This window comes from Actinocrispum sp. NPDC049592, from assembly GCF_040675465.1.
Lineage (GTDB): Bacteria > Actinomycetota > Actinomycetes > Mycobacteriales > Pseudonocardiaceae > Kibdelosporangium.
Genome location: NZ_JBFAPA010000007.1, coordinates 256,161 through 281,712, shown reverse-complemented (window position 1 = coordinate 281,712; position 25,552 = coordinate 256,161). Strand labels below are relative to the sequence as shown.

General features: G+C 68.3%; 28 protein-coding genes and 1 tRNA gene. 12 read left to right on the top strand and 17 right to left on the bottom strand.

From position 1 onward, the window contains the following. Positions 1-45: 45 nt before the first annotated feature. The gene (locus AB0J95_RS20250) at positions 46-621 is read left to right on the top strand and encodes a TetR/AcrR family transcriptional regulator (protein WP_364759560.1); all 576 of its coding nucleotides are present in this window, start codon (positions 46-48) and stop codon (positions 619-621) included. On the opposite strand, the gene AB0J95_RS20245 is transcribed toward AB0J95_RS20250, so the two are convergent. Next, the gene (locus AB0J95_RS20245) at positions 611-1,435 is read right to left on the bottom strand and encodes a DUF1989 domain-containing protein (protein ID WP_364759557.1); all 825 of its coding nucleotides are present in this window, start codon (positions 1,433-1,435) and stop codon (positions 611-613) included. The two genes, AB0J95_RS20250 and AB0J95_RS20245, sit on opposite strands and share 11 nt — an antisense overlap. 61 nt (positions 1,436-1,496) lie before the next feature. On the opposite strand from AB0J95_RS20245, the gene AB0J95_RS20240 reads away from it, so the two are divergent. From AB0J95_RS20240 to AB0J95_RS20225, 4 genes are all read left to right on the top strand, one after another. After that, the gene (locus AB0J95_RS20240) at positions 1,497-2,228 is read left to right on the top strand and encodes a hypothetical protein (RefSeq protein ID WP_364759555.1); all 732 of its coding nucleotides are present in this window, start codon (positions 1,497-1,499) and stop codon (positions 2,226-2,228) included. 118 nt (positions 2,229-2,346) lie between these two features. Beyond that, positions 2,347-2,492 (top strand) — tRNA-OTHER (locus tag AB0J95_RS20235). Between the two features lie 194 nt (positions 2,493-2,686). Continuing rightward, the gene (locus tag AB0J95_RS20230) at positions 2,687-3,511 is read left to right on the top strand and encodes an SDR family oxidoreductase (RefSeq protein WP_364759552.1); all 825 of its coding nucleotides are present in this window, start codon (positions 2,687-2,689) and stop codon (positions 3,509-3,511) included. Between the two features lie 2 nt (positions 3,512-3,513). After that, a complete protein-coding gene (locus tag AB0J95_RS20225; RefSeq protein WP_364759988.1) occupies positions 3,514-4,347 on the top strand; it encodes an ADP-ribosylglycohydrolase family protein in 834 nt (277 codons plus the stop codon). Positions 4,348-4,639: 292 nt separating this feature from the next. Here the strand turns inward: AB0J95_RS20225 and AB0J95_RS20220 are convergent, their stop codons facing one another. Continuing rightward, on the bottom strand, positions 4,640-5,038 hold the full coding sequence (locus AB0J95_RS20220; RefSeq protein WP_364759549.1) for an SRPBCC domain-containing protein: 399 nt from the start codon (positions 5,036-5,038) through the stop codon (positions 4,640-4,642). 42 nt (positions 5,039-5,080) lie between these two features. Here AB0J95_RS20220 and AB0J95_RS20215 point away from each other — a divergent pair, with 42 nt between their 5' ends. Then, positions 5,081-5,671: a CGNR zinc finger domain-containing protein gene (locus AB0J95_RS20215; RefSeq protein WP_364759546.1), complete on the top strand. Its 591-nt coding sequence runs from the start codon at positions 5,081-5,083 to the stop codon at positions 5,669-5,671. On the opposite strand, the gene AB0J95_RS20210 is transcribed toward AB0J95_RS20215, so the two are convergent. Then, positions 5,658-6,155 carry a GNAT family N-acetyltransferase gene (locus AB0J95_RS20210; RefSeq protein ID WP_364759543.1) on the bottom strand — a complete coding sequence of 166 codons (498 nt, stop codon included), beginning with the start codon at positions 6,153-6,155 and terminating at the stop codon, positions 5,658-5,660. The genes AB0J95_RS20215 and AB0J95_RS20210 overlap by 14 nt on opposite strands. A 19-nt stretch (positions 6,156-6,174) precedes the next feature. On the opposite strand from AB0J95_RS20210, the gene AB0J95_RS20205 reads away from it, so the two are divergent. Beyond that, entirely contained in the window at positions 6,175-6,864 is a 690-nt protein-coding gene (locus AB0J95_RS20205; protein ID WP_364759540.1) for a class I SAM-dependent methyltransferase, read from the top strand. A gap of 25 nt (positions 6,865-6,889) precedes the next feature. Here AB0J95_RS20205 and AB0J95_RS20200 read toward each other — a convergent pair whose 3' ends face one another. From AB0J95_RS20200 to AB0J95_RS20180, 5 genes are all read right to left on the bottom strand, one after another. Further along, on the bottom strand, positions 6,890-7,528 hold the full coding sequence (locus AB0J95_RS20200) for a ferritin-like domain-containing protein (RefSeq protein ID WP_364759537.1): 639 nt from the start codon (positions 7,526-7,528) through the stop codon (positions 6,890-6,892). A gap of 63 nt (positions 7,529-7,591) precedes the next feature. After that, positions 7,592-8,698 carry an FAD-dependent oxidoreductase gene (locus AB0J95_RS20195; RefSeq protein WP_364759534.1) on the bottom strand — a complete coding sequence of 369 codons (1,107 nt, stop codon included), beginning with the start codon at positions 8,696-8,698 and terminating at the stop codon, positions 7,592-7,594. Beyond that, the gene (locus AB0J95_RS20190) at positions 8,695-9,567 is read right to left on the bottom strand and encodes an RNA polymerase sigma-70 factor (protein WP_364759531.1); all 873 of its coding nucleotides are present in this window, start codon (positions 9,565-9,567) and stop codon (positions 8,695-8,697) included. Before AB0J95_RS20190 ends, AB0J95_RS20195 begins: the two co-directional genes overlap by 4 nt. 66 nt (positions 9,568-9,633) lie before the next feature. Next, entirely contained in the window at positions 9,634-10,665 is a 1,032-nt protein-coding gene (locus AB0J95_RS20185; protein WP_364759528.1) for a right-handed parallel beta-helix repeat-containing protein, read from the bottom strand. A 140-nt stretch (positions 10,666-10,805) separates the two neighbouring features. Next, positions 10,806-11,591 carry an isocitrate lyase/phosphoenolpyruvate mutase family protein gene (locus tag AB0J95_RS20180; protein ID WP_364759525.1) on the bottom strand — a complete coding sequence of 262 codons (786 nt, stop codon included), beginning with the start codon at positions 11,589-11,591 and terminating at the stop codon, positions 10,806-10,808. Between the two features lie 76 nt (positions 11,592-11,667). On the opposite strand from AB0J95_RS20180, the gene AB0J95_RS20175 reads away from it, so the two are divergent. Next, positions 11,668-12,576 carry a LysR family transcriptional regulator gene (locus tag AB0J95_RS20175; RefSeq protein ID WP_364759522.1) on the top strand — a complete coding sequence of 303 codons (909 nt, stop codon included), beginning with the start codon at positions 11,668-11,670 and terminating at the stop codon, positions 12,574-12,576. On the opposite strand, the gene AB0J95_RS20170 is transcribed toward AB0J95_RS20175, so the two are convergent. Next, positions 12,562-13,380 carry an amidohydrolase family protein gene (locus tag AB0J95_RS20170; protein WP_364759519.1) on the bottom strand — a complete coding sequence of 273 codons (819 nt, stop codon included), beginning with the start codon at positions 13,378-13,380 and terminating at the stop codon, positions 12,562-12,564. The two genes, AB0J95_RS20175 and AB0J95_RS20170, sit on opposite strands and share 15 nt — an antisense overlap. Before the next feature lie 30 nt (positions 13,381-13,410). Between AB0J95_RS20170 and AB0J95_RS20165 the strand changes: the two genes are divergently transcribed. Next, on the top strand, positions 13,411-13,854 hold the full coding sequence (locus tag AB0J95_RS20165) for a MerR family transcriptional regulator (RefSeq protein ID WP_364759516.1): 444 nt from the start codon (positions 13,411-13,413) through the stop codon (positions 13,852-13,854). Here AB0J95_RS20165 and AB0J95_RS20160 read toward each other — a convergent pair. Further along, a complete protein-coding gene (locus AB0J95_RS20160; RefSeq protein ID WP_364759513.1) occupies positions 13,812-16,616 on the bottom strand; it encodes a vitamin B12-dependent ribonucleotide reductase in 2,805 nt (934 codons plus the stop codon). The two genes, AB0J95_RS20165 and AB0J95_RS20160, sit on opposite strands and share 43 nt — an antisense overlap. A 95-nt stretch (positions 16,617-16,711) precedes the next feature. After that, positions 16,712-17,179: a transcriptional regulator NrdR gene (gene nrdR, locus AB0J95_RS20155; protein ID WP_364759511.1), complete on the bottom strand. Its 468-nt coding sequence runs from the start codon at positions 17,177-17,179 to the stop codon at positions 16,712-16,714. A 161-nt stretch (positions 17,180-17,340) separates the two neighbouring features. Between nrdR and AB0J95_RS20150 the strand changes: the two genes are divergently transcribed. Continuing rightward, positions 17,341-17,577 (top strand): phage DNA packaging protein J, encoded by a 237-nt coding sequence (locus AB0J95_RS20150; protein WP_364759508.1) that lies wholly within the window; start codon positions 17,341-17,343, stop codon positions 17,575-17,577. A gap of 228 nt (positions 17,578-17,805) precedes the next feature. Here AB0J95_RS20150 and AB0J95_RS20145 read toward each other — a convergent pair whose 3' ends face one another. Next, positions 17,806-17,976: a serine hydrolase gene (locus AB0J95_RS20145; protein ID WP_364759505.1), complete on the bottom strand. Its 171-nt coding sequence runs from the start codon at positions 17,974-17,976 to the stop codon at positions 17,806-17,808. Between the two features lie 150 nt (positions 17,977-18,126). Then, positions 18,127-18,579: a LysM peptidoglycan-binding domain-containing protein gene (locus tag AB0J95_RS20140; protein WP_364759502.1), complete on the bottom strand. Its 453-nt coding sequence runs from the start codon at positions 18,577-18,579 to the stop codon at positions 18,127-18,129. Positions 18,580-18,858: 279 nt separating this feature from the next. Between AB0J95_RS20140 and lexA the strand changes: the two genes are divergently transcribed. After that, on the top strand, positions 18,859-19,503 hold the full coding sequence (gene lexA, locus AB0J95_RS20135; RefSeq protein ID WP_364759985.1) for a transcriptional repressor LexA: 645 nt from the start codon (positions 18,859-18,861) through the stop codon (positions 19,501-19,503). A 101-nt stretch (positions 19,504-19,604) separates the two neighbouring features. Here the strand turns inward: lexA and AB0J95_RS20130 are convergent, their stop codons facing one another. Both AB0J95_RS20130 and hflX read right to left on the bottom strand, forming a co-directional pair. Next, the gene (locus tag AB0J95_RS20130; RefSeq protein ID WP_364759499.1) at positions 19,605-20,660 is read right to left on the bottom strand and encodes a hypothetical protein; all 1,056 of its coding nucleotides are present in this window, start codon (positions 20,658-20,660) and stop codon (positions 19,605-19,607) included. A gap of 14 nt (positions 20,661-20,674) precedes the next feature. Then, positions 20,675-22,096 carry a GTPase HflX gene (gene hflX / locus AB0J95_RS20125; protein ID WP_364759496.1) on the bottom strand — a complete coding sequence of 474 codons (1,422 nt, stop codon included), beginning with the start codon at positions 22,094-22,096 and terminating at the stop codon, positions 20,675-20,677. 161 nt (positions 22,097-22,257) lie between these two features. Between hflX and AB0J95_RS20120 the strand changes: the two genes are divergently transcribed. Then, a complete protein-coding gene (locus AB0J95_RS20120) occupies positions 22,258-23,523 on the top strand; it encodes an MFS transporter (protein ID WP_364759493.1) in 1,266 nt (421 codons plus the stop codon). On the opposite strand, the gene dapF is transcribed toward AB0J95_RS20120, so the two are convergent. After that, on the bottom strand, positions 23,459-24,286 hold the full coding sequence (gene dapF / locus AB0J95_RS20115; RefSeq protein WP_364759490.1) for a diaminopimelate epimerase: 828 nt from the start codon (positions 24,284-24,286) through the stop codon (positions 23,459-23,461). The genes AB0J95_RS20120 and dapF overlap by 65 nt on opposite strands. 10 nt (positions 24,287-24,296) lie before the next feature. After that, a complete protein-coding gene (miaA, locus tag AB0J95_RS20110; RefSeq protein ID WP_364759487.1) occupies positions 24,297-25,238 on the bottom strand; it encodes a tRNA (adenosine(37)-N6)-dimethylallyltransferase MiaA in 942 nt (313 codons plus the stop codon). Positions 25,239-25,552: the final 314 nt, after the last annotated feature.

Here is a 25,552-nt window from a genome sequence, read left to right as displayed (position 1 = left end):
TCTATAGCACGATATAGCGACCTGTCGATCGCTAAGATGTCTCTCATGCGCCGCTCAGCCGTGGATGCCCAGCACACGAGGGACACGATCATCGCCAAGGCCGCCGCGATCGCCTCGGTCGACGGCCTGGAAGGCGTCACGATCGGCCGGCTCGCCGCGGATCTGGCCATGAGCAAGTCCGGCGTCCTCGGTCACTTCGGCACCAAGGAGGGCCTGCAACTGGCCGCGATCGACCGCGTGATCGCCGACTTCCGGGCCAAGGTCGTCGAGCCCGCACTCACCCGCGACCGCGGCCTGCCCCGGCTGACCGCGCTGTGCGATCACTGGTTCGACTACCTCGCCGACACCGGCCTGCCCGGCGGCTGCCTGCTCACCGCCGCCGCGGTCGAGTTCGACACCCGCACCGGCGAGGTCCATGACACCGTCGCGGAACTCTGGAACGACTGGCGCCGGCTGTTGCGCGCCGAGCTCAAGCACACCGGCCTCGACGTCGACCAGTGCCTGTTCGAGCTGATGGCACTGGGCCCCGCGGTCAACCAGGCCATCCAGCTGCATGGCGACCGCAAAGCCCCGGAACGCGCCAAACGCGCGGCCCGGACGGTGCTGCTGGTCAAAGCTTGAGGCCGTGCATCCCGCGGTATGCGGGCACCTCCGGCGGCCGCCAGCCCTCCAGCAACTCGGTGTCCACACGCCACACTTCCACCGCCAGCGGACGGCACACCTCGAGCGGATCGCGCGCTTGCGGCCCCCACAACGGGATCGACAGGTCGCCACCGGGGCAAGTGGACAGGGCGCAAAGGATGTCCTGCTCGGCGAAGAACTCGAAGAAGTCGCCGGGCCGCGCCGGGCACGCCTTCATGAAGTACTTGTCTTGCGAGTTCAACCCGGTGCACTGGAACACGTTCAGCACGTCGTGCACGTCGAACTCGGTGAGCCCGAACGGAAGCACGGCCCGGACCAGGTTCGAGTGGCAGTGGAAGTCGAAGTCCTCGTCGCTCAGGATCCGGTTCACGTAGGGATCACACCGCGACCCCAGCAGATCGTGCACCCGGCCGCCCTCGGAGTCCACGCCGTAGGACTCCAGGGTGTCGTTGGTGATCGTCACAAGTGGACGCAGGTAGGGCAGCGTCGACCACAACCGGTCGTACCGCGTCACATGCGCGCTCTGCAGCTGGCGAGTCCGTGCGGCCCAAAGGCGTTCGCGCGGGTTGTGCCGGTTCCAGACGTTCAGGTCGCCGACCTGCGGGCCGTCCGGGGTGATCAGGATCCGGCAGACGTGCCCGGCCGGGACCTCCCAGGCGCGGCCGGAGCGGATGGGCACCACGAACCGCGTCACCAGTTCACGGGCACCGGCGGCGATCCGGTCGTAGAAACCGCGGTCCACGTCGAGCACGGAGCCCGGCCTCGGTTGGTATGCGGCTGGCGGAAAACCCATCTGATCTCCTTGCGCGCGTTGGTACCCTGCCTGCCAACTTAACGAATCAAGAGGGGGAGCCATGACACGGCTCAATCAGATCGTCGCGGTCGAGAAGGGCATCAAGAGCCGTTCGTTCCAGGAGCTGACCGAGGCGCACCACGCGTTGCAGAAGACCGGGCTGCTGGCCGGGATCTCGCGCACCTACCGGCCGAAGGACGAGGAGGGCGAGCAGCTGCCGCCGGAGTCGACCAAGGTCCAGGTGAAGGGCGAGGAGACGATCGCGCGCACCGCGGAGATCCTGTCGCGCCTGTTCGACGTGACGGCCACAAAGGACTGGGCGAACTGCACGGCCACCGCGAACGTCGTCGTCGACGGCGAGACGCTGCTGACCGACGTGCCCATCACCTACTTGCTGTTCCTGGAGAAGCAGCTCGTCGACATCCTGACGTTCGTCCGCAAGCTGCCGACGCTGGACGCCGCGGAGTCGTGGGAGTACGACGCATCGGCCGACTGCTGGGCCACCGACCCGGTGCAGACCGTGCGTACCAAGAAGATCCCGCGCAACCACGTGAAGGCGGAGGCGACCGAGAAGCACCCGGCTCAGGTCGAGGTGTACTACGAGGACGTCGTCGTCGGGTACTGGAAGACGGTGAAGTTCTCCGGTGCGTTGCCAGCCAAGCGGATCAACGAGCTGGTCGAGCGGGTGGAGAAGCTGCAGCAGGCGGTGAAGTTCGCCCGCGAGGAGGCCAACCACACGGAGATCACCCAGCGCAGGACGGGCGAGAAGATCTTCGGCTATCTGTTCGCCTGAGCCGATCCCGGTGCGATAGGCTGGCGATGCGCCAGGAGCGCAAGCTGAGACTGACAACGTGAGTCTGAATCAGGGCCCGGCCCAGTGGAGGTTCGATCCCTCCCCCTGCCATTCGAGGCGGGGTAGCCCAACCCGGAAGAGGCACCCGGTCCCGCACTGAAGTTCACACTATCGCTCCAGTTTCAGTATTCGCCGCCGATCGCCAGATCGACCGGGTGCGGGCGAAACGCCGTCGAGATGCTGGTTCGACTCCAGCCGGCTCAGCTTCGGTGGGCCGTGGTCTAAAGGGATGACACGCCGGAACTGACGACTGATCCGCACCCTTGAACGTGCTGGTGTGCCCAATGGGCGGCACCTCGAGGCCCGGGGGAAGGCTACTCCCCCGGGCTTCACCACCCCGGGCGATGATCGGCCGAACGGTGGATCACAACCGGTGCCGACGGGGTTTACTCAAGATCATGGGAGTGTTGGACGGCAAGGCCGTGGTCGTCACCGGCGCCGGCCGCGGGCTGGGCCGCGCGTTCGCTTTGCACGCCGCGAATTCCGGCGCGGCGGTCGTGGTCAACGACATCGACGAGGTCGAATCGGTCGTTGCGGAAATCGAGGCCTTCGGCGGCAGAACGGTCGCCGGGCGGGCGGATGTGACCGATCCGGACCAGGTGCGTGCGCTCATCGACTTGTGTGTCACCGAGTTCGGCGCGATCGACGGCCTGGTGAACAACGCTGGCCTGCGGCACATGGCACCGCCGTGGGAGGAGACCCCCGAGGCGATCCGGGCGCTGATCGAGGTCAACGTGATCGGCGCGATGTACTGCGGAACCGTTGCGGCGCAAGCGATGCACGCCCAGCGCAGCGGCGCGATCGTGAACATCGGCTCGCTGGCCATGCTGGGTCAGCGCACCACCGGGACCTACTCGGCGTCCAAGGGCGCGATCGCGTCGATGACGGTGTCCTGGGCGGTGGACCTGGAACCGTTCGGCGTGCGGGTGAACGCCTTGTGCCCCTTGGCATGGACCCGCATGGCCGTCGCGGATCCCCTGGCCCGCACCAACCCCGCGGACACCCCCGACAAGATGGCCCCGATGGTCACGTTCCTGCTGAGCGACCTCGCCGCGGGTGTCACCGGCCAGATCATCCGCTTCGCCGACACCCTGCACATCGTGCAGCAACCGGCCCGCAAGCCGCCGGTGCTGACGCGGGACCGTTGGGAGGTCACGGATATCGCCGCCGCGTTCGAGTCGCTGTCGCTGGAGGCGTTCCCTGGGGTACGTTGGCCGCTGTGACCATGTTCGACTCGTTGGAAGGATTGTCTGTCGGGGATGCCTTGGGGGCTCAGTTCTTCGTGCCCGGCCGTTCGCTCGCGGCCCTGCCGCCCGGTCCGTGGGAGTGGACCGATGACACCGAAATGGCGTGCAACCTCGTCGCGGAGCTGCGCGATCACGGTGAGATAGACCAGGATCGGCTCGCCAGGACCTTTGCCACCCGGTTCGAGCCGTACCGGGGCTACGGCGCGGGCGCGGTGGTGACGTTGGGCCAGATCCGCCGGGGCAGGCTGTGGCGGGACGTTTCGAGCGCCGCCTTCGACGGCACCGGCTCGTGCGGCAACGGCGCCGCCATGCGCGTCGCCCCACTCGGCGCCCACTTCGCCGGCGACCCGGGCAAAATCGCCGCCCAGGCAACACTTTCCGCCGAAGTCACGCACATGCACCCCGAAGGCATCGCCGGTGCGGTGGCCGTCGCCCTGGCGGCAGGAATAGCGGCCGAGTCCCACCCCACCCCGCACGACTTCATCACCGAGGTCCTGGACCACCTGCCGCCCAGCAAAACCCGGACGCTGATCGCCCAGGCCCGTACCCTCCTCGGCAAGTCCGCCGAAGAAGCCGCCTACACCCTCGGCAACGGCTCGCAGGTGCTGGCGCAGGACACCGTCCCCTTCACCCTCTGGGTCGCCGCGACCCACCTCACCGACTACCCCACCGCCATCCGCACCTGCATCGCCGCCGGCGGCGACATCGACACCACCAGCGCCATCGTCGGCGGAATCATCGCCGCCCACACCGGCGCCGACGGCATCCCCACCCCCTGGCGCACCGCCCGCGAACCCCTCCCCACCTGGTAACCACCCACCCAGTCCCTCGGTAAGCCCCACCTACGGTCCTCGTCTCACCAGGTGCCCCACGATTCCACCCCACCGGGCCACCCACCTGGTCCCCAAGTGACCCACCCACAGTCCTCGCCTGACCAGCCGCCTACGAACCTCTCCCGCACCATGCGAACCACTCAATCCGCCACTCGCACCCCCGACCTGTCCACACCCCCCGGCAACCCCCTCCCTCGCCCCTCCCACCCTCGATAGACTGACCTTGGGGCCGCCCCCTGGGAGGGCGGGGGATGTTTGTGGGGGCACGGCGTTATGGGGTGAGGTGGGCGAGGACCTTTTCCATGACGGCTTTCCAGTGGGTGCGTTGGGTTTCGCGTTCGGTGGCGTCGGCGAGCCATTCCTGGTGGAAGCGCAGGACGGTTTTCTGGCCGCTGGTCGACACCGTGACCTGCACGGTGGTGTCGTGATCCCAGTCGTGGGGGCGCCACGTCAGGCGCACGCGGTCGTGGGGGTGGAGGCTGCGGACTTCGCCGACGGTGCCGTCGACGGTCTCGTAGGGCTCCTTGAGTTTGAGGTCGGCGCCTTCGCCCAGCCAGAGGCGGAGGCCTTCGTCGCTGAGCATGAAGTCCCACACGTCGGGCAGCGGCACGTCGATCGTCTTGGACACGCCGATGTTGAAGCCCACGTCCTTCGTCTGACCGGTGACCATGTAACCCCCTATGCCGGTTGAGACACCGACTATACTGGTTACATGGCGAAGGGCACAAGGACGCTCACTGGCAAGGACGGCCAGCGCTACCGGTTCGACCCCGGCAGCCTGGTGCTGGAACTGCTGCTCACGGGCGGCCCCACACCCTACGGCCGGCTCTGGGAGGACCTGAACACACCCAAGGACCTCGCCGGGTGGCTGACCGAGTCACGGATGGCCATCACCGTGCCGGTGTCCGAAGTGGACTTCCGGATCACGCCCAAGGAACTGGCCGCCGTCAAGGACTTCCGCGACGCCATGCACGAGGTCGCGCCGGCCCTCGCCCACGGGGAGCCGGTCAAGGACATTGATGTCCTCAACGCGGCCGCCGGAGCCACGCCGATCCCCCAGATCGGCGGTGACGGTCAGCTCACGTGGGCCACGCCGATCACCGGCCGGCAGGTTCTCGGCCTGCTCGCCGACGAGGCCATCCACCTCGTGGCCGTCGACAGCAAACGCGTGCACGAATGTTCCGCGGCGGACTGCAAGCTCCTGTTCCTGGACACCTCGAGGTCGAACAACCGCCGCTGGTGCTCGATGGAACGCTGCGGCAACCGCAACAAGGTCCGCGTCTTCCGCGCTAAGAACGGCTGAGCACCTCGTACTCCACCTCGCCGAGCTCGAAGCCGTCGATCGGGTCGTCCCAGTCCAGGTGGAACGTCCGGACGTAGCTCAACCCGGCCTTCTCCATCACCCGGCGCGACGCGAGGTTGACGGCCATCGTTTGCGCGAAGATCCGCCGCAGGCCGTCCGCAAGTCCTTTGTGGACCAAGGTGCGGGCGCCTTCGGTGGCGTAACCCTGGCCCCAGCAACGAGACACCAGCCGGTAGCCCAACTCGGCCTCATCACGACCAGTGGGTCGCAGCGAGAACCAGCCAAGAAACAAGCCTTCGTGAGTCACAGCTGCCCAACGACCTGGGGTGTGCAGGTTCTGTTCGATGGTCTCCCGGGGAGTTGGCTTACCGCCGGTGAGGTAGCGCATCACCGCAGGGTCGCTGTCCAACGACACCAGGTGGTCCACGTCCGCGGGTTCGAAATCGCGCAGGATCAGCCGTGGGGTCTGCAGGAACACGCGCATTGTTGGGATAGTAGGTGGTATGGCTCTGTTGGACAGCTGGAATTCGCACGCCGACGAGTGGGTCGCGTGGGCCAGGACACCGGCGCACGACCACTACTTCCGCGACTTCCACTGGCCCGCGTTCGTCAAGCTCCTTCCCGAACCCGGACGACTCACCCTCGACATCGGCTGCGGGGAAGGCAGGCTCAGCCGTAGCCTGCAGGCCGTGGGGCACCGGATGATCGCGATCGACGGCGCCCCGAACATGATCCGCGCCGTGGTGACCCACGAGGAACCGGTGACCGCACTGCTGGCCGACTCCAGCAGGTTGCCGTTGGCGGACGAGGTGGCCGACTGCGTGATCGCGTTCATGTCCCTGCACGACATCGACCCCATGCCGGAGACTGTCCGCGAGATCGCACGCGTGCTGTCGCCCGGCGGTCACCTGGTGATCGCGATCGTGCACCCCATCAACTCGTTGGGTCGTTTCGAAAACGACGCCTACACGGCCCGCGGCGACTACTTCGAACCCAAACACTACGCCGACCCGGTCACCCGCGATGGCCTGTCGATGACGTTCCACGGCATCCACCGGCCGCTGCAGGCCTACACCGAAGCCCTCGCCGACGCCGGGTTCGTCATCACCCGGATGCGCGAGGTGAACCATGCCAACCCGGACCACGAGTGGCACCGCATGCCGCTGTTCCTGCACATCGTGGCGGCGAAATGATCGAACTGCACCCTGGTGACATCACCTACATGGCTGTGTGGTGGTAGACGTCGAGAACGAACTCCCAGCGGCCGACGCCGAGGTGGTTCAGGGCCGGACCGTGGTCCAGGGCGACCACGATGGCCGTGCCCATCAACAGGGCCTTCCACGCGGTCCGCACGAGTCCCCGTTGTGGGCCCAGGCGGGCGAGGTGGAAGGGGACGTGACGTTCTTCGTCGGCGAGGATGCGACTGGCCACCTCAACAGTCAGCGGATCGGAGGTGCCGTCGCGCAAGGCGCGGTAGTAGCGCAACGCGATGATCTCGGCCACCAGCAACACCAGCAGTTCCAGGCGGAGGCCCAAAGCCCGTCGCAGCCGGACGAACACCCAGTCGCTCCAGTGCCCCGAGATGGTCGGCGCGCCGGCGGCAGTGAGCAACAGCTCCAGTAACCGCGCGTGGTTCTGTTCCTCCGCCACGAACAACTTGACCGCGGTGGCGTAGGCGGGGTCACCGTGCGCGGCTTTGGCGATGAGGTTGGCGCCGTCGCCGGCTTCGCCCACCTGGAACCGTTGCACACTGCGGATGATCGCCGGGTGCAGCTGCGCACCGAGTGTCCACTCTGGATCATCCGTCCGGCTTGCTCTGGCCGACTCGAAGTTCTCGACCCATTCGGTGAAGGTCATACCCAGAAGGATGATTCAGCCGCACGGTCGGTTGGCCAAGATTCCGTGGAGGTTGTGTGAAAACTATCTGGAGGTCTGCCAGGCGGCGCTGCGGGTGATGAACTCCTTGAACCAGGCGGAAAGGCGGCCGGTGAGCACGGCGTTGACGGGGGTGTCATCGGCGCGGGTGAACTGGGTGACGCCATCGTGCCTGCCCAGGCTGATGTTCTGCCAGACGTACCGGATCCTGATGGGCTTGGACGGACGTCCCGCCAACGTGCGGGCGAGGTCCGCGGCGACATACCGGCCCATCGGCAACGCGGTCTGACACGACATGCGGGTCTCGGTGCCGCCAGGAGTAGGCGCGGCCGCGGCGTCGCCGATCGCCCGGACCTCGGGATGCGACACCGACCGCAGGTGAGAGTCCACCACGATGCGCCCCCGCGAATCCACGGCCAGACCCGACGAGGCGGCGAGAGGTGGCACGCGGAACCCGGCCGCCCACACGACCATGTCCGCGGACAGCTCGCGGCCATCGGCGAGAAGCACCCCCGCGGACCCGACCTTCGTGATGCGCTGCCACTCCCACAGCGAGACACCGAGGCGCGCAAACGCTTTCCTGACGTGTTTCTGGGCGCGGACCGACAACCAGCCACCCACCGGCGAGTCGCTGACCAACGAGACCCGCAGGCCGGGATGAGCCTCGGCGAGCTCAGTCGCGGTCTCGATCCCGGTCAGTCCGCCGCCCACGACCGCGACCGTGTCGGCTCCGGGCAGGTTGTCCCGCAATCGAAGCGCCTGATCGGGCGTGGCGACGGCGAACGCGTGCTCGCGGACACCCGGCACGGACTCCAGGTCCGCGCTGCTGCCCAGGGCGTAGACCAGCGTGTCGTACGGGAGTTCGCCGTCGTCGAGGTGCACGATCCGGCTAGCCAGGTCGATCCCGGTGACAGTGGCCATCCGCCCAGGTAGCGGCCGGTACCCAACCTCCTGGCCGGCGGCGAGCTGGTGCATGCGGACGCGTTCGATGAACCCGGCCCGGCTGACCAGCTGGATGTCGGCGTCGCGCAGGACACGGGCGGCCCGGCGGGCGGCGCCGAACCCGGCATATCCAGCGCCGAGAATGACAACGCGGTGCTTCACGCCGACCTGACTGGACAGCCAGCCGTTCCGTGACGTGACGCCGGTCACCTCAGCTGCGCGGTGGCGAAGGCGAGTTTCGACGGGTTGACCAGCAGGCAGATGTCGGTAATGAGGTCACCGTCGACCTCCAGGGCGAAGATCGCGGCCAGAGTCCCACTGAGCCGCAACAACGCCGCGGGTGCACCGTTGACCTCCGCGATCTCGGCCCGGACGAACGCGACCTCGGGCCGGCTGTGGACCCCATGCAGGTACCGCGCCACCTTGGCCCTGCCCTGGATCGGCCGCCGCGCCGCGGTCACCGTGCCACCGCCGTCGGCCCACGAAACGACGTCTTCGGCGAGCAGTTCTTCCAGCCCGGCAAGGTCTCCGGTCAGCGTCGCCGCCAGAAACCGTTCCACGATCCGGCGGTGGTGCGCCTTGTCGGCCTTGAACCGTTTGCGCACATCGGTGACGTGCTTGCGCGCCCGGCTGTGCAGCTGCCGGGAGTGCGCCTCGTCGATGTCCAGCATGCCGGCGATCTCGCGGTGGTGGTGCCCGAACGCCTCGCGCAGCACGAAAACCGCTCGCTCCACCGGAGTCAGCCGTTCCAGCAGCACGAGCATGCCCAGCGACACCGAGTCGCGTTGCTCGACCGTCTCAAGTGGACCCAGCGCGCCGTCGCCGGTCAGCACCGGCTCCGGTAACCACGTTCCCACATACCGTTCCCGCCGCGCCCGGGCCGATGTCAACCGGGTCAGACACAGGTTCGCTACCACTTTGGTCAGCCACGCGGCAGGAACCTCGATATCGTCGGGATCGGCGTCGTGCCAACGCAGAAAGGCGTCCTGCACGGCGTCTTCGGCCTCCGCGGCGGAGCCGAGCAACCGGTACGCGACCCCGAACAACCGCGCCCGATGCTGCTCGAAGACCTCTGGCACCCTGCCACCCTAGCCCCTCGTGAGCGGTTGTTCCGGTGTCAACCACTCACGAGGGCCGACCTGGGGTTATAGGCCGGGGGTGAGCGGGATCTTGGTCAGGCCCTTGCCTCCGGTGCTGGAGTTGGAGACGCCGACCTTGTTCGGGTTGCTGTTGCAGGAACCCTGGGAGGTCACGTTGATGCCGTAGCCGCTCGCCTTGGTGACGGTCAGCTTGTTCTTCGAGAAGATGTTGCCGCAGCCGTTCTTCGTGTACACGTCATGGGTCTGGAACGTGTCCAGGTAGGCGTTGAACGCCGTGTTGCCCGTGATCGTGTAGTTGTTGCCCTTGACGTCGATGGTGGAGTCGGCCGAGTTGGCGTTCTTCTCCCCAGTGCCGTCCAGGGTGTTGCCGGACACCAGGCCGTCGTGCGTGCCTTCCTTGATGTCGATGCCCTCGGCCGCGACGTTCGGGCCGATCTTGTTGTTCAGCACCTGCACGAAGTTGCTCTCGTCCGGGCCGCGGCCGTTGTTCGTCCCGTAGCAGCCCCAGTTGCTGCTCGCGGATCCAATGTAGACACCTTCGCCGTAGCCGGGTTCCTTGGTGCCCGTCCTGGTGATCGTGGAGTTCTTGATCACCCCGTACGAGCTGCCCTTGCGGAAGTGCACGGCCTCGTAACCGATGTCGTTGACGGTGACGCCGTCGATGGTCACGTGCTGCGCGGCGTCCATGACGATGCCCTTGCGCGACCTGGTGACGGTGAACCCCTTGAGGTTCCAGTAGTTCGCGCCCTTGAGCCACAGGCCGTAGCCGGTGAGCCCGGACGGGCAGTCGGTGTCGCTCTCCTTGAACTTCGGGTCGCTCAGCACCGCACCGGCCCCGCCGGTCAGCGTGATCGGCGCTGAGGCGGTACCGGCGGTGGTGGCGATGAACTGGTCGGCGTAGTCGCCGTCGGCCAGTTTGATGGTGTCGCCGGGTTCGGCCGCGGCCAGCGCGGCCTGCAGTTGCGCCGCATTGGCCACATTGATCGTCGTCGCCGCGTGTGCGGCTTGCGCGGACGCCACAGTCAGGGCGAGCGCACCCGCGACGGCAAGACATGCGGAGCGCCAGGGTTGAGGCATGCGCGTTCCTTTCCACCTCAAGATCGGACTGGAGTTCCGGTTGAAGCAGGCGGCGAGGAACTTATTCACGTTCATGAACGGCAGTCACCGTTGTGAACCTCTCGGACCGTAGCACCGCAGACGATTTCCCAACAAGTGGGTCAGCCGAGCGACTTCACCAGCTCGGCCAGCGGCGGCAGATCGGCCACGAACCCGAACCGCCCGGCCCGCATCTGGCCGGCCGCGTCCATGAAGGACTTCAGCGCCAGCCGGGCGAAGGCGCCGCCGATGCTGATCCGGCGGACGCCGATCTCGGCCAGCTGCTCAATCGTGATCGACGGGTCGGCGAACCCCATCACCACGTTGACCGGCTTGCCGACCTCCGAGACAACGGCCCGCATCTCTTGCAGGGTGCGGAGTCCGGGCGCGTAGAGCACGTCGGCACCGGCTTGTTCGAAGGCCTGCAAGCGTTTGATCGTGTCGTTGAGATCTTTGGCGCGGTGCAGGATGCCCTCGGCACGTGCGGTGAGGACCACATCGCCCGCGACCTCCACCGCCGCTCTGACCCGGTCGACGGCCAGTTCGAAGTCGTAGATGGGGTTGCTGCCGTCCCCAGTGAAGTCCTCAATGGACGCTCCTGCGGCACCCGCTTCGACTGCCAGGGCAATGGTCTTGGCCGCTTCCTCGGGGTCGTGCGCGAAGCCGTTCTCCAGGTCGGCGTTGACGGGCAACGGGGTCGCCGCGTCGATCTCGCGGCAGTTGTCCAGGATCTCCTGGCGGGTCGCGCCGGTGCGGCCCTTCGCGAGGGCCACGCCCAGGCTCGTGGTGGCCAGGGCCTCGAAGCCCATCCCGGCCAGGATGCGAGCGGTGCCCGCGTCCCACGGGTTCGGCAGCAGGAGGGGCTCCGGTCGGTCGTGCAGGGCACGGAACTGCGCGGCTTTGCTCATGTGGTTACTGTGCCCCTGGACCTGTCATTACACAAATGCATAGTTCTTGCCCTAGCCCATCAGGAATACTGATGGAATGACGGTGGATGAGATCGAGACGTTCGTGTGCATCGCCGAGGTGGGCGGGTTCACCGAGGCGTCGCGGCGGCTGCACCGCTCGCAGCCCGCGATCAGCCGCCGGATCCACGAACTGGAGCGCGGTCTGGGCGCTGAGCTGTTCATGCGAGTGGGTCGGCGAGTCGAACTCACCGATGCCGGGCGGGCACTGCTGCCGTACGCCGAGGCCGCTTTGGCCGCTCTGCGCGACGGGGAACGGGCGGTGCGCGATCGTTCGGTGGCAGCACAGACTTTGCGGCTGGCCATCGTCGGAACCCTGGCCGACTCGCACATCGTGGACGCTTTGCGGTCGTTCACCGCGGAGTCCTCGGTGTCGGTCGACCTGAGGACCGCGACCAGCCGCGAGGTGAGTGCGTTGGTGCGCAACGGCGAGGCCGACCTGGGCCTGCGCTACCACCCGGATCCCGATCCCAAACTCGAGTCGATCCCGTTGGGGGACGAGAAACTCTACGTCGTCGTGCCCGCCAACCACCCCGTCGCCGCCGCCACCCTCCCGGATCTCAGCGCGTTGCGCGACGACACCTGGCTGGGTTTCCCGCCGGAACGCGGGCGTTCGGGTTCGTTCCGCGGCCTGCTCGAACACCACCTGGCCGCCGCGGGCGTCACCGCCCCCACGATCACCACCATCGACAGCCTCACCGCCCAGAAACGCCTGATCGAAGCGGGCCTCGGCATCGCCCTCATGCCGTTGAACAACATCCGGGAGGAAGTCCGCATCGGCAGCCTCCGCGTCATCGACATCCCCACCATGAACGCCCGCATCCCCGTCGTCGCCATCCGCCGCCCCACCGCCCACCAAACCCAAGCCGCCCAAGCGTTCCTTACCGTCCTAACCAGACACACACCGGGGCTGTCACAGGCCGAGTAGCTCCGCGAGCGTGCCACCGAGGACGCGGTCACGCAGTTCTCCTGGCTGGGTAACGCGTTCGACGGCGATACGAGCGAGAACCGGGTCGCCGTAAGGAGCATCGGAACCGAACAGGGTGCGGTCGGGGACTTCGGCGATGGCGAGGCGGATGGCGAGGATGATGTTCGCGGTGGACAGGTCGAGGTAGAGGTTCGGGGTCTCGCGGGCCAGTTCGATGGCGGTCAGCCAGTTGAGGCCGCCGAGCTGGCTGATCACCAGGGGAACCCGTGGATGCCGCCGCGCAAGACCGGCCAGTGATCCGAGATCAGCCGCAGTGGTGGGAGCAAACCCGTGTACGACAACAGGAAGCCCACCGTGGTCGGCAGCGGCCTTGAGTACCGGCTCGATCTGGGCGGCTCCCCCGGCCGGTGGCGTCAGCTCGCCGATCCCCCGCAAACCACGGCCGATGACCTCACGCTCGACGTCTTCGGCGGCCATGTCCACGCGGACCTTGCCGAAACCGATGAAACGGCCGGGATGGGCCGCGCACGCCGCCGAAAGCTCGTCCCACGCCGCCTGATAGCCATCGGTGGACTGCCCGCTCACGGTCGAACGCAGCACATCCAGCTCACGCCGCAACGACTCCAGATCCATAGCGCGCTCAGGATGTGGACGAGTGCCGAACAGTACGACGCGGTCGACTCCCGCCTCGTCCAGCAGGGCGACATGGCTGTGCACGGGATCGTGGACATGGCTGTGCGCGTCGATGATCAACGAACTCTCCTGGTCACGAGGAATGGTGGCGCCAGTGTCGGACGTTGACACCGTGACAAGGTCAAGTCGGTTGGGGGAACCATGTTGATCGGGCAGCTCGCGAAACGCACCGGCACCGCTGAACGTCTGCTGCGGTACTACGAGAAGGCCGGCCTGCTCACCTCGAGCCGCCGCGCGAACGGCTACCGCGACTACGACGACGAAGCCGAGCGGACGGTCCGGCAGATCCGCGCCCTGCTGGCCGCCGGCCTGCCGACGACCCTGATCAAGCAGGTCCTGCCGTGCGCGCGGGAAGACGGATCGCTTCGTCCCTGTCCAGGAGTCGTGAACCGGCTACGGGCCCAGTTGGCCCGGCTCGACCGGCGCGCGGCCGAACTGGCGGATGCTCGCCAGGCGCTGCGGCACGCGATCGCGGTCACGGAACAAGAAAAACCGGGCCGGGGTGCCGAAGCGCCCCGGCCCGGTTCGTCCGGGCATCAGGCTCAGCTGCAGCCGGAGGTGGAGCCGCAGCCTTCGCAGACGTAGCAGGAGCCGGCGGGACGCATCTTGGTGCCGCAGGTCATGCAGAGCGGGGCGTCGGCGACGGTGCCGAGGTGCAGCTCAAGCAGTTCGGTGCTGCTGTGCGCGGAAGCGGTGTCCGGCAAGGCCTTCCGCTCGGGGGCAGAGGCCGCGGGGGCCGACTCCACTGTGGTGCGGAGCGCTTCGAGGTCGACGTCGCCGCTGCCGTAGTCGTTGTTGACCTGGGCGGAGCGCTCGTCGGCGGTGAAGATGCCCAGCTGGGCCCGCTTCTCGAACGGGAGGTAGTCCAGGGCCAGGCGGCGGAACAGGTAGTCCAGCACGCTGGTGGCGATCCGCACGTCGGGGTCGTCGGTCATGCCGGCCGGCTCGAAGCGCAGGTTCTGGAACTTCGACACGTAGAACTCGAGCGGGATCCCGTACTGCAGGCCCACGGAGATCGACATCGAGAACGCGTCCATCACGCCCGCGAGGGTCGAGCCCTGCTTGCCGAGCTTGACGAAGATCTCGCCGAGGCCGTCGTCCGGGTAGGACCCGGCGTGCAGGTAGCCCTCGGCACCGCCGACGGTGAACGACACGGTCTGCGACGGGCGCTTCTTCGGCAGGCGCTTGCGCACCGGCCGGTACTCGACGACCGTCTCCTTCTCCGCGGTCTTCTCCGCGCGGGCGGAGCGGCCCGCCGACAGCGGCTGGCCGACCTTGCAGTTGTCGCGGTAGATGGCCAGCGCCTTGAGGCCCAGCTTCCAGCCCTGGAAGTAGATCTCCTCGACGTCCTCGACGGTGGCCGCCTCCGGCATGTTCACCGTCTTGGAGATCGCGCCGGAGATGAACGGCTGGATCGCGGCCATCATCCGGACGTGGCCCATCGGCGCGATGGACCGCTCGCCCATGGCGCAGTCGAACACCTCGTAGTGCTCACGGCGCAGGCCGGGCGCGTCCACGACGTGGCCGTGCTCGGACACGTACTCGACGATCGCCTCGATCTGCTCGTCCTGGTAGCCCAGGGCCTTCAGCGCGCGCGGCACGGTCTGGTTGACGATCTGCATCGAGCCGCCGCCGACCAGCTTCTTGAACTTGACCAGCGCCAGGTCCGGCTCCACACCGGTGGTGTCGCAGTCCATCATCAGGCCGATGGTGCCGGTCGGGGCGAGCACCGAGGCCTGCGCGTTGCGCCAGCCGTTGCGGCCACCGATCTCCAGGCCGGACCGCCACTCCTCACCGGCCAGCTTCTGGATCGCGGTGTCGTCCTTGGCCAGCGTGCGGATCAGGTCGTTGGCGGCGGCGTGCTTGCGGATCACGCGGGTGTGCGGCTCGGCGTTGCGGGCGTAGCCCTCGTACGGGCCGACGACCCCGGCCAGCTCGGCGGACCGGCGGTAGGCCACCGCGTTCATCAGCGAGGTGATCGACGCGGCCAGCGCGCGGCCGCCCTCGGAGTCGTACGCGTGCGCGGTCGCCATCAGCAGCGCGCCCAGGTTCGCGTAGCCGATGCCCAGCTGACGGAACTTGCGGGTGGTGTCGGCGATCGGCTCGGTCGGGAAGTCGGCGAAGCAGATCGAGATGTCCATCGCGGTGATGACGAACTCGACCGCCTTGACGAAGGTCGGCGCGTCGAAGGTGCCGTCCTCGCGCAGGAACTTCATCAGGTTCAGCGACGCCAGGTTGCAGCTGGAGTTGTCCAGGTGCATGTACTCGCTGCACGGGTTGGACGCGGTGATCCGGCCCGACTCCGGGCAGGTGTGCCAGTCGTTGATGGTGCCGTCGTACTGGATGCCGGGGTCGGCGCACTCCCACGCGGCGTTGGCCAGCTTGCGGAACAGGTCCTTGGCGTTGACCTCCTCGATCACCTCGTTGGTGATCCGGGCGCGCAGGCCGAACGGGCTGTTGTTCTCCACGGCGTGCATGAACTCGTCGGACACGCGGATGGAGTTGTTCGCGTTCTGGTACTGCACCGAGGTGATGTCCCGGCCGCCGAGGTCCATGTCGAAGCCCGCGTCGCGCAGCACGCGGATCTTCTGCTCCTCCTTGGCCTTGGTCTCGATGAACTCCTCCACGTCCGGGTGGTCCACGTCCAGCACGACCATCTTGGCCGCGCGGCGGGTCGCACCGCCGGACTTGATGGTGCCCGCGGACGCGTCGGCGCCGCGCATGAACGACACCGGGCCGGACGCGGTGCCGCCGGAGGACAGCAGCTCCTTGGACGAGCGGATCCGGGAGAGGTTGAGACCCGCGCCGGAGCCGCCCTTGAAGATCAGCCCCTCTTCCTTGTACCAGTTGAGGATCGACTCCATGGTGTCGTCGACGGCCAGGATGAAGCAGGCGGACACCTGCTGGGGAGAGGCGGTGCCGACGTTGAACCAGACCGGGGAGTTGAAGCTGAACACCTGGTGCATGAGCATGTAGGTCAGCTCGTGCTCGAAGATCTCGGCGTCCTTGGCGCTTGCGAAGTACCCGTGCTCGACGCCCGCGGCCACATAGGACTTCACCACGCGGTCGATCAGCTGCTTCAGGCTGCTCTCGCGGGCCGCGGAGCCCACCGCGCCGCGGAAGTACTTGCTGGTCACGATGTTGACCGCGTTGACCGACCAGAAGTCGGGGAACTCCACGCCGCGCTGTTCGAAGTTCACCGAGCCGTCGCGCCAGTTGGTCATCACCACATCGCGCTTCTCCCAGGTGACCGCGTCGTACGGGTGCACACCGTCCGTTGTGTACACGCGCTGCATGGTCAGCCCCTTGACCTTGCTGTTCCCCGGGGCCGTGGGCGTTTCCGTCATGACCAGTCCCTCTCCCTCTGTTCCTGCTAGTCCTGGCACGGCCACGTCCGGGGAAACCGTCCGATCCGGTCCGAGCTTTGCTGTCCTGCGGCGACTCACGCCTCGTTCTCCTTGTCCGCGATGGCCCTGCGCAGCTCGACGATCTCCTTCTCGAAGTCCTCCACCGAGGTGAAGGACCGGTAGACGCTCGCGAACCGCAGGTACGCCACCTCGTCGAGCTCCCGCAACGGCCCGAGGATGGCCAGCCCCACCTCGTGGCTCGGGATCTCGGCGACCCCGCCGGACCGGATCGACTCCTCGACCCGGTGCGCCAGCTGCTGCAGCTGGTCCTCGTCCACCGGACGGCCCTGGCAGGCGCGTTGCACTCCGCGCACGACCTTGTCCCGGCTGAACGGCTCGGTCACGCCGGAGCGCTTCACCACGGCCAGCACCGCCTCCTCGACGGTGGTGAACCGGCGCCCGCAGTTCGAGCAGGACCGGCGGCGGCGGATGACCTGGCCCTCGTCGACCTCGCGTGAGTCGACCACGCGTGAGTCGGAGTGCCGGCAGAACGGGCACCGCATGATCTCGACCTCCCCAACTCACTCATCGTCACCTGTCAACACCCGTGCGTCACCGCAACAGCCCCACTGTTGATCGACATGTGGATAGGGAGTGGACAACTCGTCCGGCTCCAGCCCCAACCTGTGGACTAAATACAGCGGTGTAACTACTAGATGTTGGGGTGACAGTATGCCTGAGGCCCTACCGATGCAAGTCGACACGGCCACTAACGCCCGGTCGTGACTATGGTGTGTCCAGCGCCACACGCCGTGACCGTTCAGACTTCCGCCCCGGACGCAATCAGCCGATCGAGGGAACGCCAGGTGGGCGGTCAGCGGCAGAGGGTGGCGACCATCGAGCGGGTCAGCGCCCGGGTCCGGGTCACTCTCCCGCAGCGCCGTTGGTTGGCGTGAACTGACGGGCGCCATCCGCGGTGATGTGACATGCCTGTTGTGTGCACTGTGGGCATACACGTGCCCGTGCGGACCGGGGAATGAACGGGAGGGTCCGGGCATTTCCGAGTCGCATTCCCAGGGGGACAAGGATTCGGCGGATCATCTCGGCCTGAAACGACCGCCCGGTGACCTTTTGGATGAACATCTCGAGCGGAATGCAGTCCGTGTTCGAACAACGCTGACCCACACAGTCAGCTGTCCACAGTGTCCGATAGCTCCAGCCGGGACTCTTCGGCGAGCTGCAGGACCACTGTGGCCACAAGGGTTTTCGTGATACTCGCGGCGCGGTAGCGGCCGTCACCGGCGCCGGACGAAGCTGTTGGAGTTGTGCCTTGTCGGCTGCCCGCGCCAGCTGGCGGCACCGTCGCGGGTTTCGGCGAGGAGGGACACGGCGTCCGCGGTGACGGGACACGGAGGATCGTGCCCGCGGGCGGGCGGCGACCACCTCCAGGTTCCCGCCGAGGGGACACCCTGAGGATCAAGGGGCAGTGCTCACCAAGGGGCAGTGCCGATCAAGGGGCGGACGGGACTTCCAGGGCCTGGCCGGCCAGCACGCCGTCGGCGGGGATCTCGTTCATCGCACGGATCTTGGCGACGACGGCCTCGGTGTCGTAGCCGGGGGCCGAGCGCTTGGCCACGTCCCAGACGGTCTCGCCGGGCTGCACCCAGACGATCGCGGTCCGCTCGGGCACCGCGCCGCCGGCCATCGACCCGGCCAGGAAGCCGACGCCGACCACGGCGGCGAACACGGACAGTCCGATCAGGAACGACACCGGCAGGCGGAACCGGATCCGCGGCCGCCTGCGCGCGGCCGGGGCGCGCCTCGGCTCGGCGTGCGGCGGCCTCGGCATCGTCTCCAGCGGCGGGACCAGCCGGAGCACCGGCCGCTGCGGAGCCGGCTGGGCCGTCCCCGGTTGTGACGCCGGTTGCGGAAGATCAATCTTGCTGCGTACCTGGGCCGCCATGTCGTATCCTCTCGCCAGAACCGATCGAACAACGGTTCGATCGAACGTCCGTGCGATTGTCTACCACCTGGCACCGACAAATTCCTAGACTTTCCCGGCGTGTCCCTCGAACAGGTGTTTGATCTCGTGGCCCCGGCGGGCTACGGTCGGTGAAGATGATCGAGCTCGTCCACAGGTGGGCGACGCATTTGGGAGGCGGAAGCGGTGCCGCAGCACAGTAACGGCAAGGCAGGAGAACCGGGCGACAACGTCCGCCCCTTCCCCGAGCAGGCGGACGACTTGGACTCGGGCACCCTGCCGCCGCGGCAGCGCGCCGTTCTCGAGGTGATCAGGGCGTGGGTCGAGCGGGTGGGCTACCCGCCGAGCGTGCGCGAGATCGGCGAGGCCGTCGGCCTGACCTCGACGTCCTCTGTGGCCTATCAGCTCAAGGCCCTGGAACGGAAGGGATACCTGCGCCGCGACCACAACCGGCCGCGCGCCATCGGCGTGCTCCCGCCGGACGCCGACGCCGCCCAGCTGGCCGGTGAGGACACCTCGCTCGCGACACCCGCGCCCGCGTACGTGCCGGTGCTGGGCCGGATCGCCGCCGGTGGGCCGATCCTGGCCGAGCAGGCCGTGGAGGACGTGTTCCCGCTGCCGAAGGAGATCGTCGGCGAGGGCTCGCTGTTCCTGCTGAAGGTCGCCGGCGACTCGATGATCAACGCCGCCATCGCCGACGACGACTGGGTCGTGGTGCGCCAGCAGTCCGTCGCGGACAACGGCGAGATCGTCGCCGCGATGATCGACGGCGAGGCCACCGTGAAGACCTACAAACTGCGCGACGGCCACGTCTGGCTGCTCCCGCAGAACGAGGCCTATGACCCGATCCCCGGTGACGAGGCCACGATCCTCGGCAAGGTCGTCGCCGTCCTGCGCCGCCTCTGACACCGCACATCGAGCACGAGAGCAGGAGCGGAGCAGGGCCGCCCGGTCGCCGACGCCCGGGGGCCTGCCCGAGCACCATCGGATCGAGGTCGACGATCCGGCTAACGGCGGCGCTGGCGTCGGCTGAGGAACACGTACAGCACGCAGGCCAGGATGATGATCACCACGATCGCGCCCAGGACCGGCCAGAGCGGGAAGGCGCCGGGCTGCGAGACGCCGAGCGCGCCGGTGCCCTTGGCGCCGCCGGTGCCGGAGGTCCCCGTGCCACCGCTGCCCTGGGGTTTGGGGTTCACCATGCTGGTGGCGCCCGTGACGAGGTGGATCGGCTGGCCCGCGCCTTCCGAGCCGGACAGCAGGTTGCCGTCGGGGTCGAACGCGATGGCCTCGCCCTGGGGTTCGTTCGGCAGCGGGACCTGGACGGGGGTGCGGCCCAGGGCCGCGAGGACGTCACCGTCGGGGGCGCTGTAGAGGTAGGCGTCGGTGTAGGTGCGCAACGCGATGACGGTTCCGTCGGCGGCCACCGCACCGCCGGTGACCAGCACCGAAGCGATCGAATGGGGGATGCGGGTCGGCCCGCCCGGAGTCTCCGTGGTCTGGAGGTCGACCGAGCCGACCTGGGTCAGCTTCGTCGGGCCGGAGCTCTGCAACGGGCCGTCCGGCCGGTACACGCCGGCGGCTCCCAACGGCACCTTGGTGACGATGTAGGGCACGCCCTTGCGGTCGATCAGCAACGCCTCGGCGTCGTGTGCACCGTCCGGATAGGTCAGCCGGTACAGCGTGGCGGTCTTGCCGTCCGGGGACAGCTTGGTCAGCGCGACCGTCTCGCGGTTCTTGTTGTTGTCACCGATGTCCGCGAGCCAGAAGGCGCCGTCCGGGGTGCGCGCGAGGTCCTCGACGTCGTACGGGTCGGCCTTGTTGGTGATCGACTTCTCGAGCTTGCAGGTGGACCGGTTCAGCACGAACACGTTCAGCTTCGTGCCGCCGTCGTTGATCGCGTAGAGGTGGTCCTTGTCGGCCACGAGCCCGGACAGCTCACCGATCGACCGCTCGGACACCGTGCACTGGGTCGACGGCTCGGCGGCCGCGGGCGTGCCGACGAGCAGCGCGGCCATGCCGAGAACCAGCATGGCCGCGCTCTTCCACTTCTCCCCGGTCACATCGGGTAGACGCGTCAGGCAGGGGCGCCGTTGCTTGCGAACTGGCCCAATGCCCCGGCCAGGTCACCGTTCACCCGGGCGTGCAGCTGGGTGCCGTCCGCGGTGTGACGCTCCGCGAGCACCTCACCCTCCCGGTGGACCCGGGCCACCAGCTCGCCCCGGCCGTACGGCACCAGCACCTCGACCTCCATGGTCGGCCGCGGCAGCTCGGCCGCCAGCCGCTCCCGCAGGTCCTCGAGGCCCTCGCCGCTGTGCGCGGACACGAACACCGCGCCCGGCAGCAGGTGACGCAGCCGCGCCAGCTGCAGCTCGTCCGCCGCGTCGGTCTTGTTCACCACCAGGATCTCCGGTGGCATCGCGGCCCCGTTGCGCTCGGAGATCTCGCCGAGCACCTCGCGCACCGCGTTGACCTGCCACTCCGGGTTCGGGTCGGAACCGTCCACCACGTGCACCAGCAGGTCGGCGTCGGCCACCTCGTCCAGGGTGGACCGGAACGCCTCGATCAGCTGGTGCGGCAGGTGCCGGACGAACCCGACCGTGTCGGTCAGCGTGTACGTCCGCCCGTCGGGCGTCTGCGACCGCCGCGTGGTCGCGTCCAACGTGGCGAACAGCGCGTCCTCGACCAGCACGCCCGCGCCGGTGATGGCGTTGAGCAGGCTGGACTTGCCGGCGTTGGTGTAGCCGGCGATCGCCACGCTGGGCACCTCGTTGGCCACGCGCCGCCCGCGCTTGGTCTCCCGGACCGCGGCCATCGCCGCGATCTCCCGGCGCAGCTTGGCCACCCGGGCCCGGATGCGCCGCCGGTCGGTCTCCAGCTTGGTCTCACCGGGTCCGCGCAGACCCACACCGCCGTTGCCGCCACCGGCACGGCCACCGGCCTGCCGGGACAGCGACTCACCCCAGCCCCGCAGCCGCGGGATGAGGTACTGCAGCTGGGCGAGCTCGACCTGCGCCTTGCCCTCCTTGGACCGCGCGTGCTGCGCGAAGATGTCCAGGATGAGCGCGGTCCGGTCGATCACCTTCACCTTGAGCCGGGTCTCCAGCTGGCGCAGCTGGCCGGGCGAGAGCTCACCGTCGCAGATCACGGTGTCCGCGCCGGTCGCGATCACCGCCTCGCGGACCTCCTCGACCTTGCCGGAGCCGACGTAGGTCGCCGGGTCCGGGCGGTCACGCCGCTGGATGAGTCCCTCCAGCACCTCCGAGCCCGCGGTCTCGGCCAGCCGGGCCAGCTCGGTGAGCGAGGCTTCGGCGTGCGCCGCGGTCCCGTCGGTCCAGACCCCGACCAGAACCACCCGTTCCAGTCGCAGCTGCCGGTATTCGACCTCGGTGATGTCGGCGAGCTCGGTGGACAGTCCGGCCACTCGACGTAGCGCGGAACGGTCCTCGAGTTCGAGCTCCCCAGTCGAGACCAGTTCTTCCGCGTAGTCTTCCGTCATCGAGTAGGCCCTGTCCTTTGCCGTGGTATCGGTCAATGCCGTCCTATGGTCGCACGCCGGCCCATACCGGGCCGACTGGTTTACCGTCCACCTGCTACAACGCTCGGCCGACCTCGCTCGTTCCCGCCTGGCAGAGCGGGCGATCGCAGTATGTTGCCTTGGTGTCCCTTCTCCGTCACCGTGACTTCCGCCTGCTGTGGGCCAGCGACACGATCAGCCAGTTCGGGTCGTTCGTCGGGCAGACGGTGTTGCCCTTGCTTGCGGTCACGGTGCTGGCGGCGACGCCGTTCCAGATGGGCGTGCTCACGGCCGCGGAAACGGCCGCGTTCCTGCTGATCGGCCTGCCCGCGGGTGCGTGGGTGGACCGGATGCGAAGACGGCAGCTGATGCTGCGCGCGGACGTCGTGCGGGCGGTGCTGATGCTCAGCATCCCGGTCTCCTGGTGGCTGGGCGTGCTTTCGCTGACCCAGATGGTGATCGTGGCGCTCTTCGTGGGCGTGTGCACCGTTTTCTTCGACGTGTCCTACCAGTCCTACCTGCCCACCCTGGTCAGCCGCGACCAACTGCTGGAGGGCAACGCGAAACTACAGGCGTCCCAGTCGGTCGCGCAGGTGAGCGGCCCGGCTTTGGGCGGTGGGCTGGCACAGCTGACCGGGGTGGCCAACGCGACCTCGTCGATCGGGCTGGGGTTCGTCGTGTCGGCGCTGTTCCTGCTCCGTATCAAGAAGATCGAGCCGCGGCCGGAACGCGTGGCGGACCGGCGGCTGCGCACCGAGATCGCCGAGGGCCTGCGGTTCGTGGTCGGCAACAAGAGCATTCGCGCGATCGCGCTGTGCGGGACCACCGCCGGTTTCTTCCTGATGATGGAGACCGCGTCGTCGGTGTTGTTCCTGGCCCGGGATCTGGGGCTGACGAACGCGCAGATCGGCCTGGTGATCGCGGCCAGCGGGGTGGGCGGTGCGCTCGGCGCGGCCACGGCGAACCGGTTGTACCGCAGGATCGGCACCGCACGGGCGATCTGGGTGGCGATGCTGTTCGTCGGGCCGTTCGAGGCGCTGATCCCGTTGGCGCAGCCCGGTTGGCTGGTCGTGCTCGGCGTGCTCGGGCTGCTCGGCACGGGTTACGCCGTGATCGTGTACAACGTGGCCCAGGTCAGCTTCCGGCAGTCGATCTGCCCGGACCGGTTGCTGGGCCGGATGAACGCCAGCATGCGGTTCCTGATGTGGGGCGCGTTCCCGCTCGGCTCGCTCACCGGCGGCGCGCTCGGTGAGCTGATCGGGGTGCGCGGGACGCTCTGGGTCGCCGCCGCGGGAATGTCACTGGCCGCGCTGTGGGTGGTGTTCTCCCCGCTGCGGACGATGATCAATACGCCGACCACCACACCGGGTCAAGCCGACCCCGCGCCACCAGAACCGCGGGCCCGGTGAGGGTGCTGCCGTCCTCGGTGATCTCGACGGTGACCTGACCACCCGGAATATCCACAGTGGACCGGCCGATGCCGTCGCCGGTCTCGTGCAGCATCGCCGCAACGGCCGCGACCGTTCCGGTGCCACAGGACCGCGTCTCCCCCACGCCCCGCTCGTGCACGCGCATCCGGATCGCGTCCGGCGCGAACCTGTGGGAAAACTCGACGTTCACGCCGTGCGGGAACAGCGCCGGGTCGTAGCCGGGCGGGACCGCCAGGTCGAGCGCGGCCGGGTCGTCGACCAGGCACGCGAGGTGCGGGTTGCCCACATCCACCGCGATACCGGTGAAAGCCTCGCCGCCGATGGTCGCCGTCGAACGCCCGAAGATACGGGCCGGTCCCATGTGGACGGTGACCATGCCGTCCTCGTGCGCGACCACCGGGCGGTTACCCGCCCGGGTGCCGACCACGAACTCGGTACCGGCCATGCCCGCTTCACGCAGGTAGGCGACGAACACGCGGACCCCGTTGCCGCACATCTCGGCGATCGAGCCGTCGGCGTTGCGGTAGTCCATGAACCAGGCATCGGAGTCCACATCGGACGGTGCGTCCTCGACCTCGGCCGCGCGCACGACCCGAAGCACGCCGTCGGCGCCCAGGCCGCGGCGCCGGTCGCACAGCGCGCGCACCCGCTCCGGGGTCAGCTCCAGCTTGCCGTCCGGGTCGGGCAGCACCACGAAGTCGTTCTCCGTGCCGTGTCCCTTGACGAAGTCGATGCCCTGCACGCCCCCAAGGCTACGTGGCGAGGATGCGCAGCACGTGACCGAGGAGGTCGTCCCGGGCCGCGTCCAGCCAGACGACCCGTTTGTCCCGGCGGAACCAGGACCGCTGCCTGCGCACGAACCTGCGGTGACCCTGGGCGGTCAACGCGATCGCCTCGGTCATGTCGTACTCGCCGTCGAACGCGGCCAGCACCTGCTGGTACCCGAGCGCGCGCGACGCGGTGAGCCCCTCGCGCAGGCCCTGCTTCTCCAGCTCACGGACCTCGTCGACGAACCCGGCCGCGAACATCCGGTCGACCCGCGCGTCGATCCGGGCGTCCAGTTCGGACGGCTCGCGGTCCAGGCCGATCAGCACGGTGCCGTAGCGGGCCGGCCCGGGTTTGGGCATGGTCGCCGAGAACGGGCGGCCGGTCAGCTCGATGACCTCCAGCGCGCGCACGATCCGCCGGCCGTTGCCGGGCAGGATCGCCCCGGCCGCGATCGGGTCGCGCGCGGCCAGCCGTTCGTGCAGCAGCGCCGGGCCCATGGCGGCCAGTTCGCCCTCCAGCCGGGCGCGGATGTCCCGGTCGGTGCCGGGGAACTCGAGATCGTCCAGCACAGCCTGCACGTACAGACCCGACCCGCCGACCAGGATCGGTGTTTTCCCGGCCCTGAGCAGCTCCTCGACGGCCGCGCGGGCGTGCTTCTGGTAGGCGGCGACGGAAGCGGTCTCGGTCACGTCCAGGACGTCCAGGAGGTGGTGCGGGACCCTCGCGCGTTCCCCGGCGGTGACCTTGGCGGTGCCGATGTCCATGCCGCGGTAGAGCTGCGAGGCGTCCGCGTTCACCACCTCGCCGCCGAGCCGCTCGGCCAGCGCGATGCCCAGCTCGGACTTCCCGGTCGCAGTGGGGCCGACGACGGCCAGGGCGGTGGGCACACCTGATGATCTCAGACCGTGGAACGGTCCAACTGGCATGTTCGACCGCCTGGACCGGCCGGAGGGCGGCGTGCTTGCAGTCGCAACCACCCGGCGACCGAGCCGGGGCGAAGCTTGGCCGCCTTCACGTCACCCTCTGTGGTGCCCGATCGGGTTCGGTTCAGCGCCCTCACCAGCGACGATGGCGGGGTTCCCGCAGGAAACGACCCATGTGGGCGATACCGGACGATCGTACTGTCCCCGGTGCGGGCCGGGACGATCACGCTGTGGAGCGTCCCTAGGATGATCCTGCGTGAGCCTGGTGGTTCCGACGCGGGCCTTGACCTGTTTGAATGCGCGCGGAACCAGTCGAG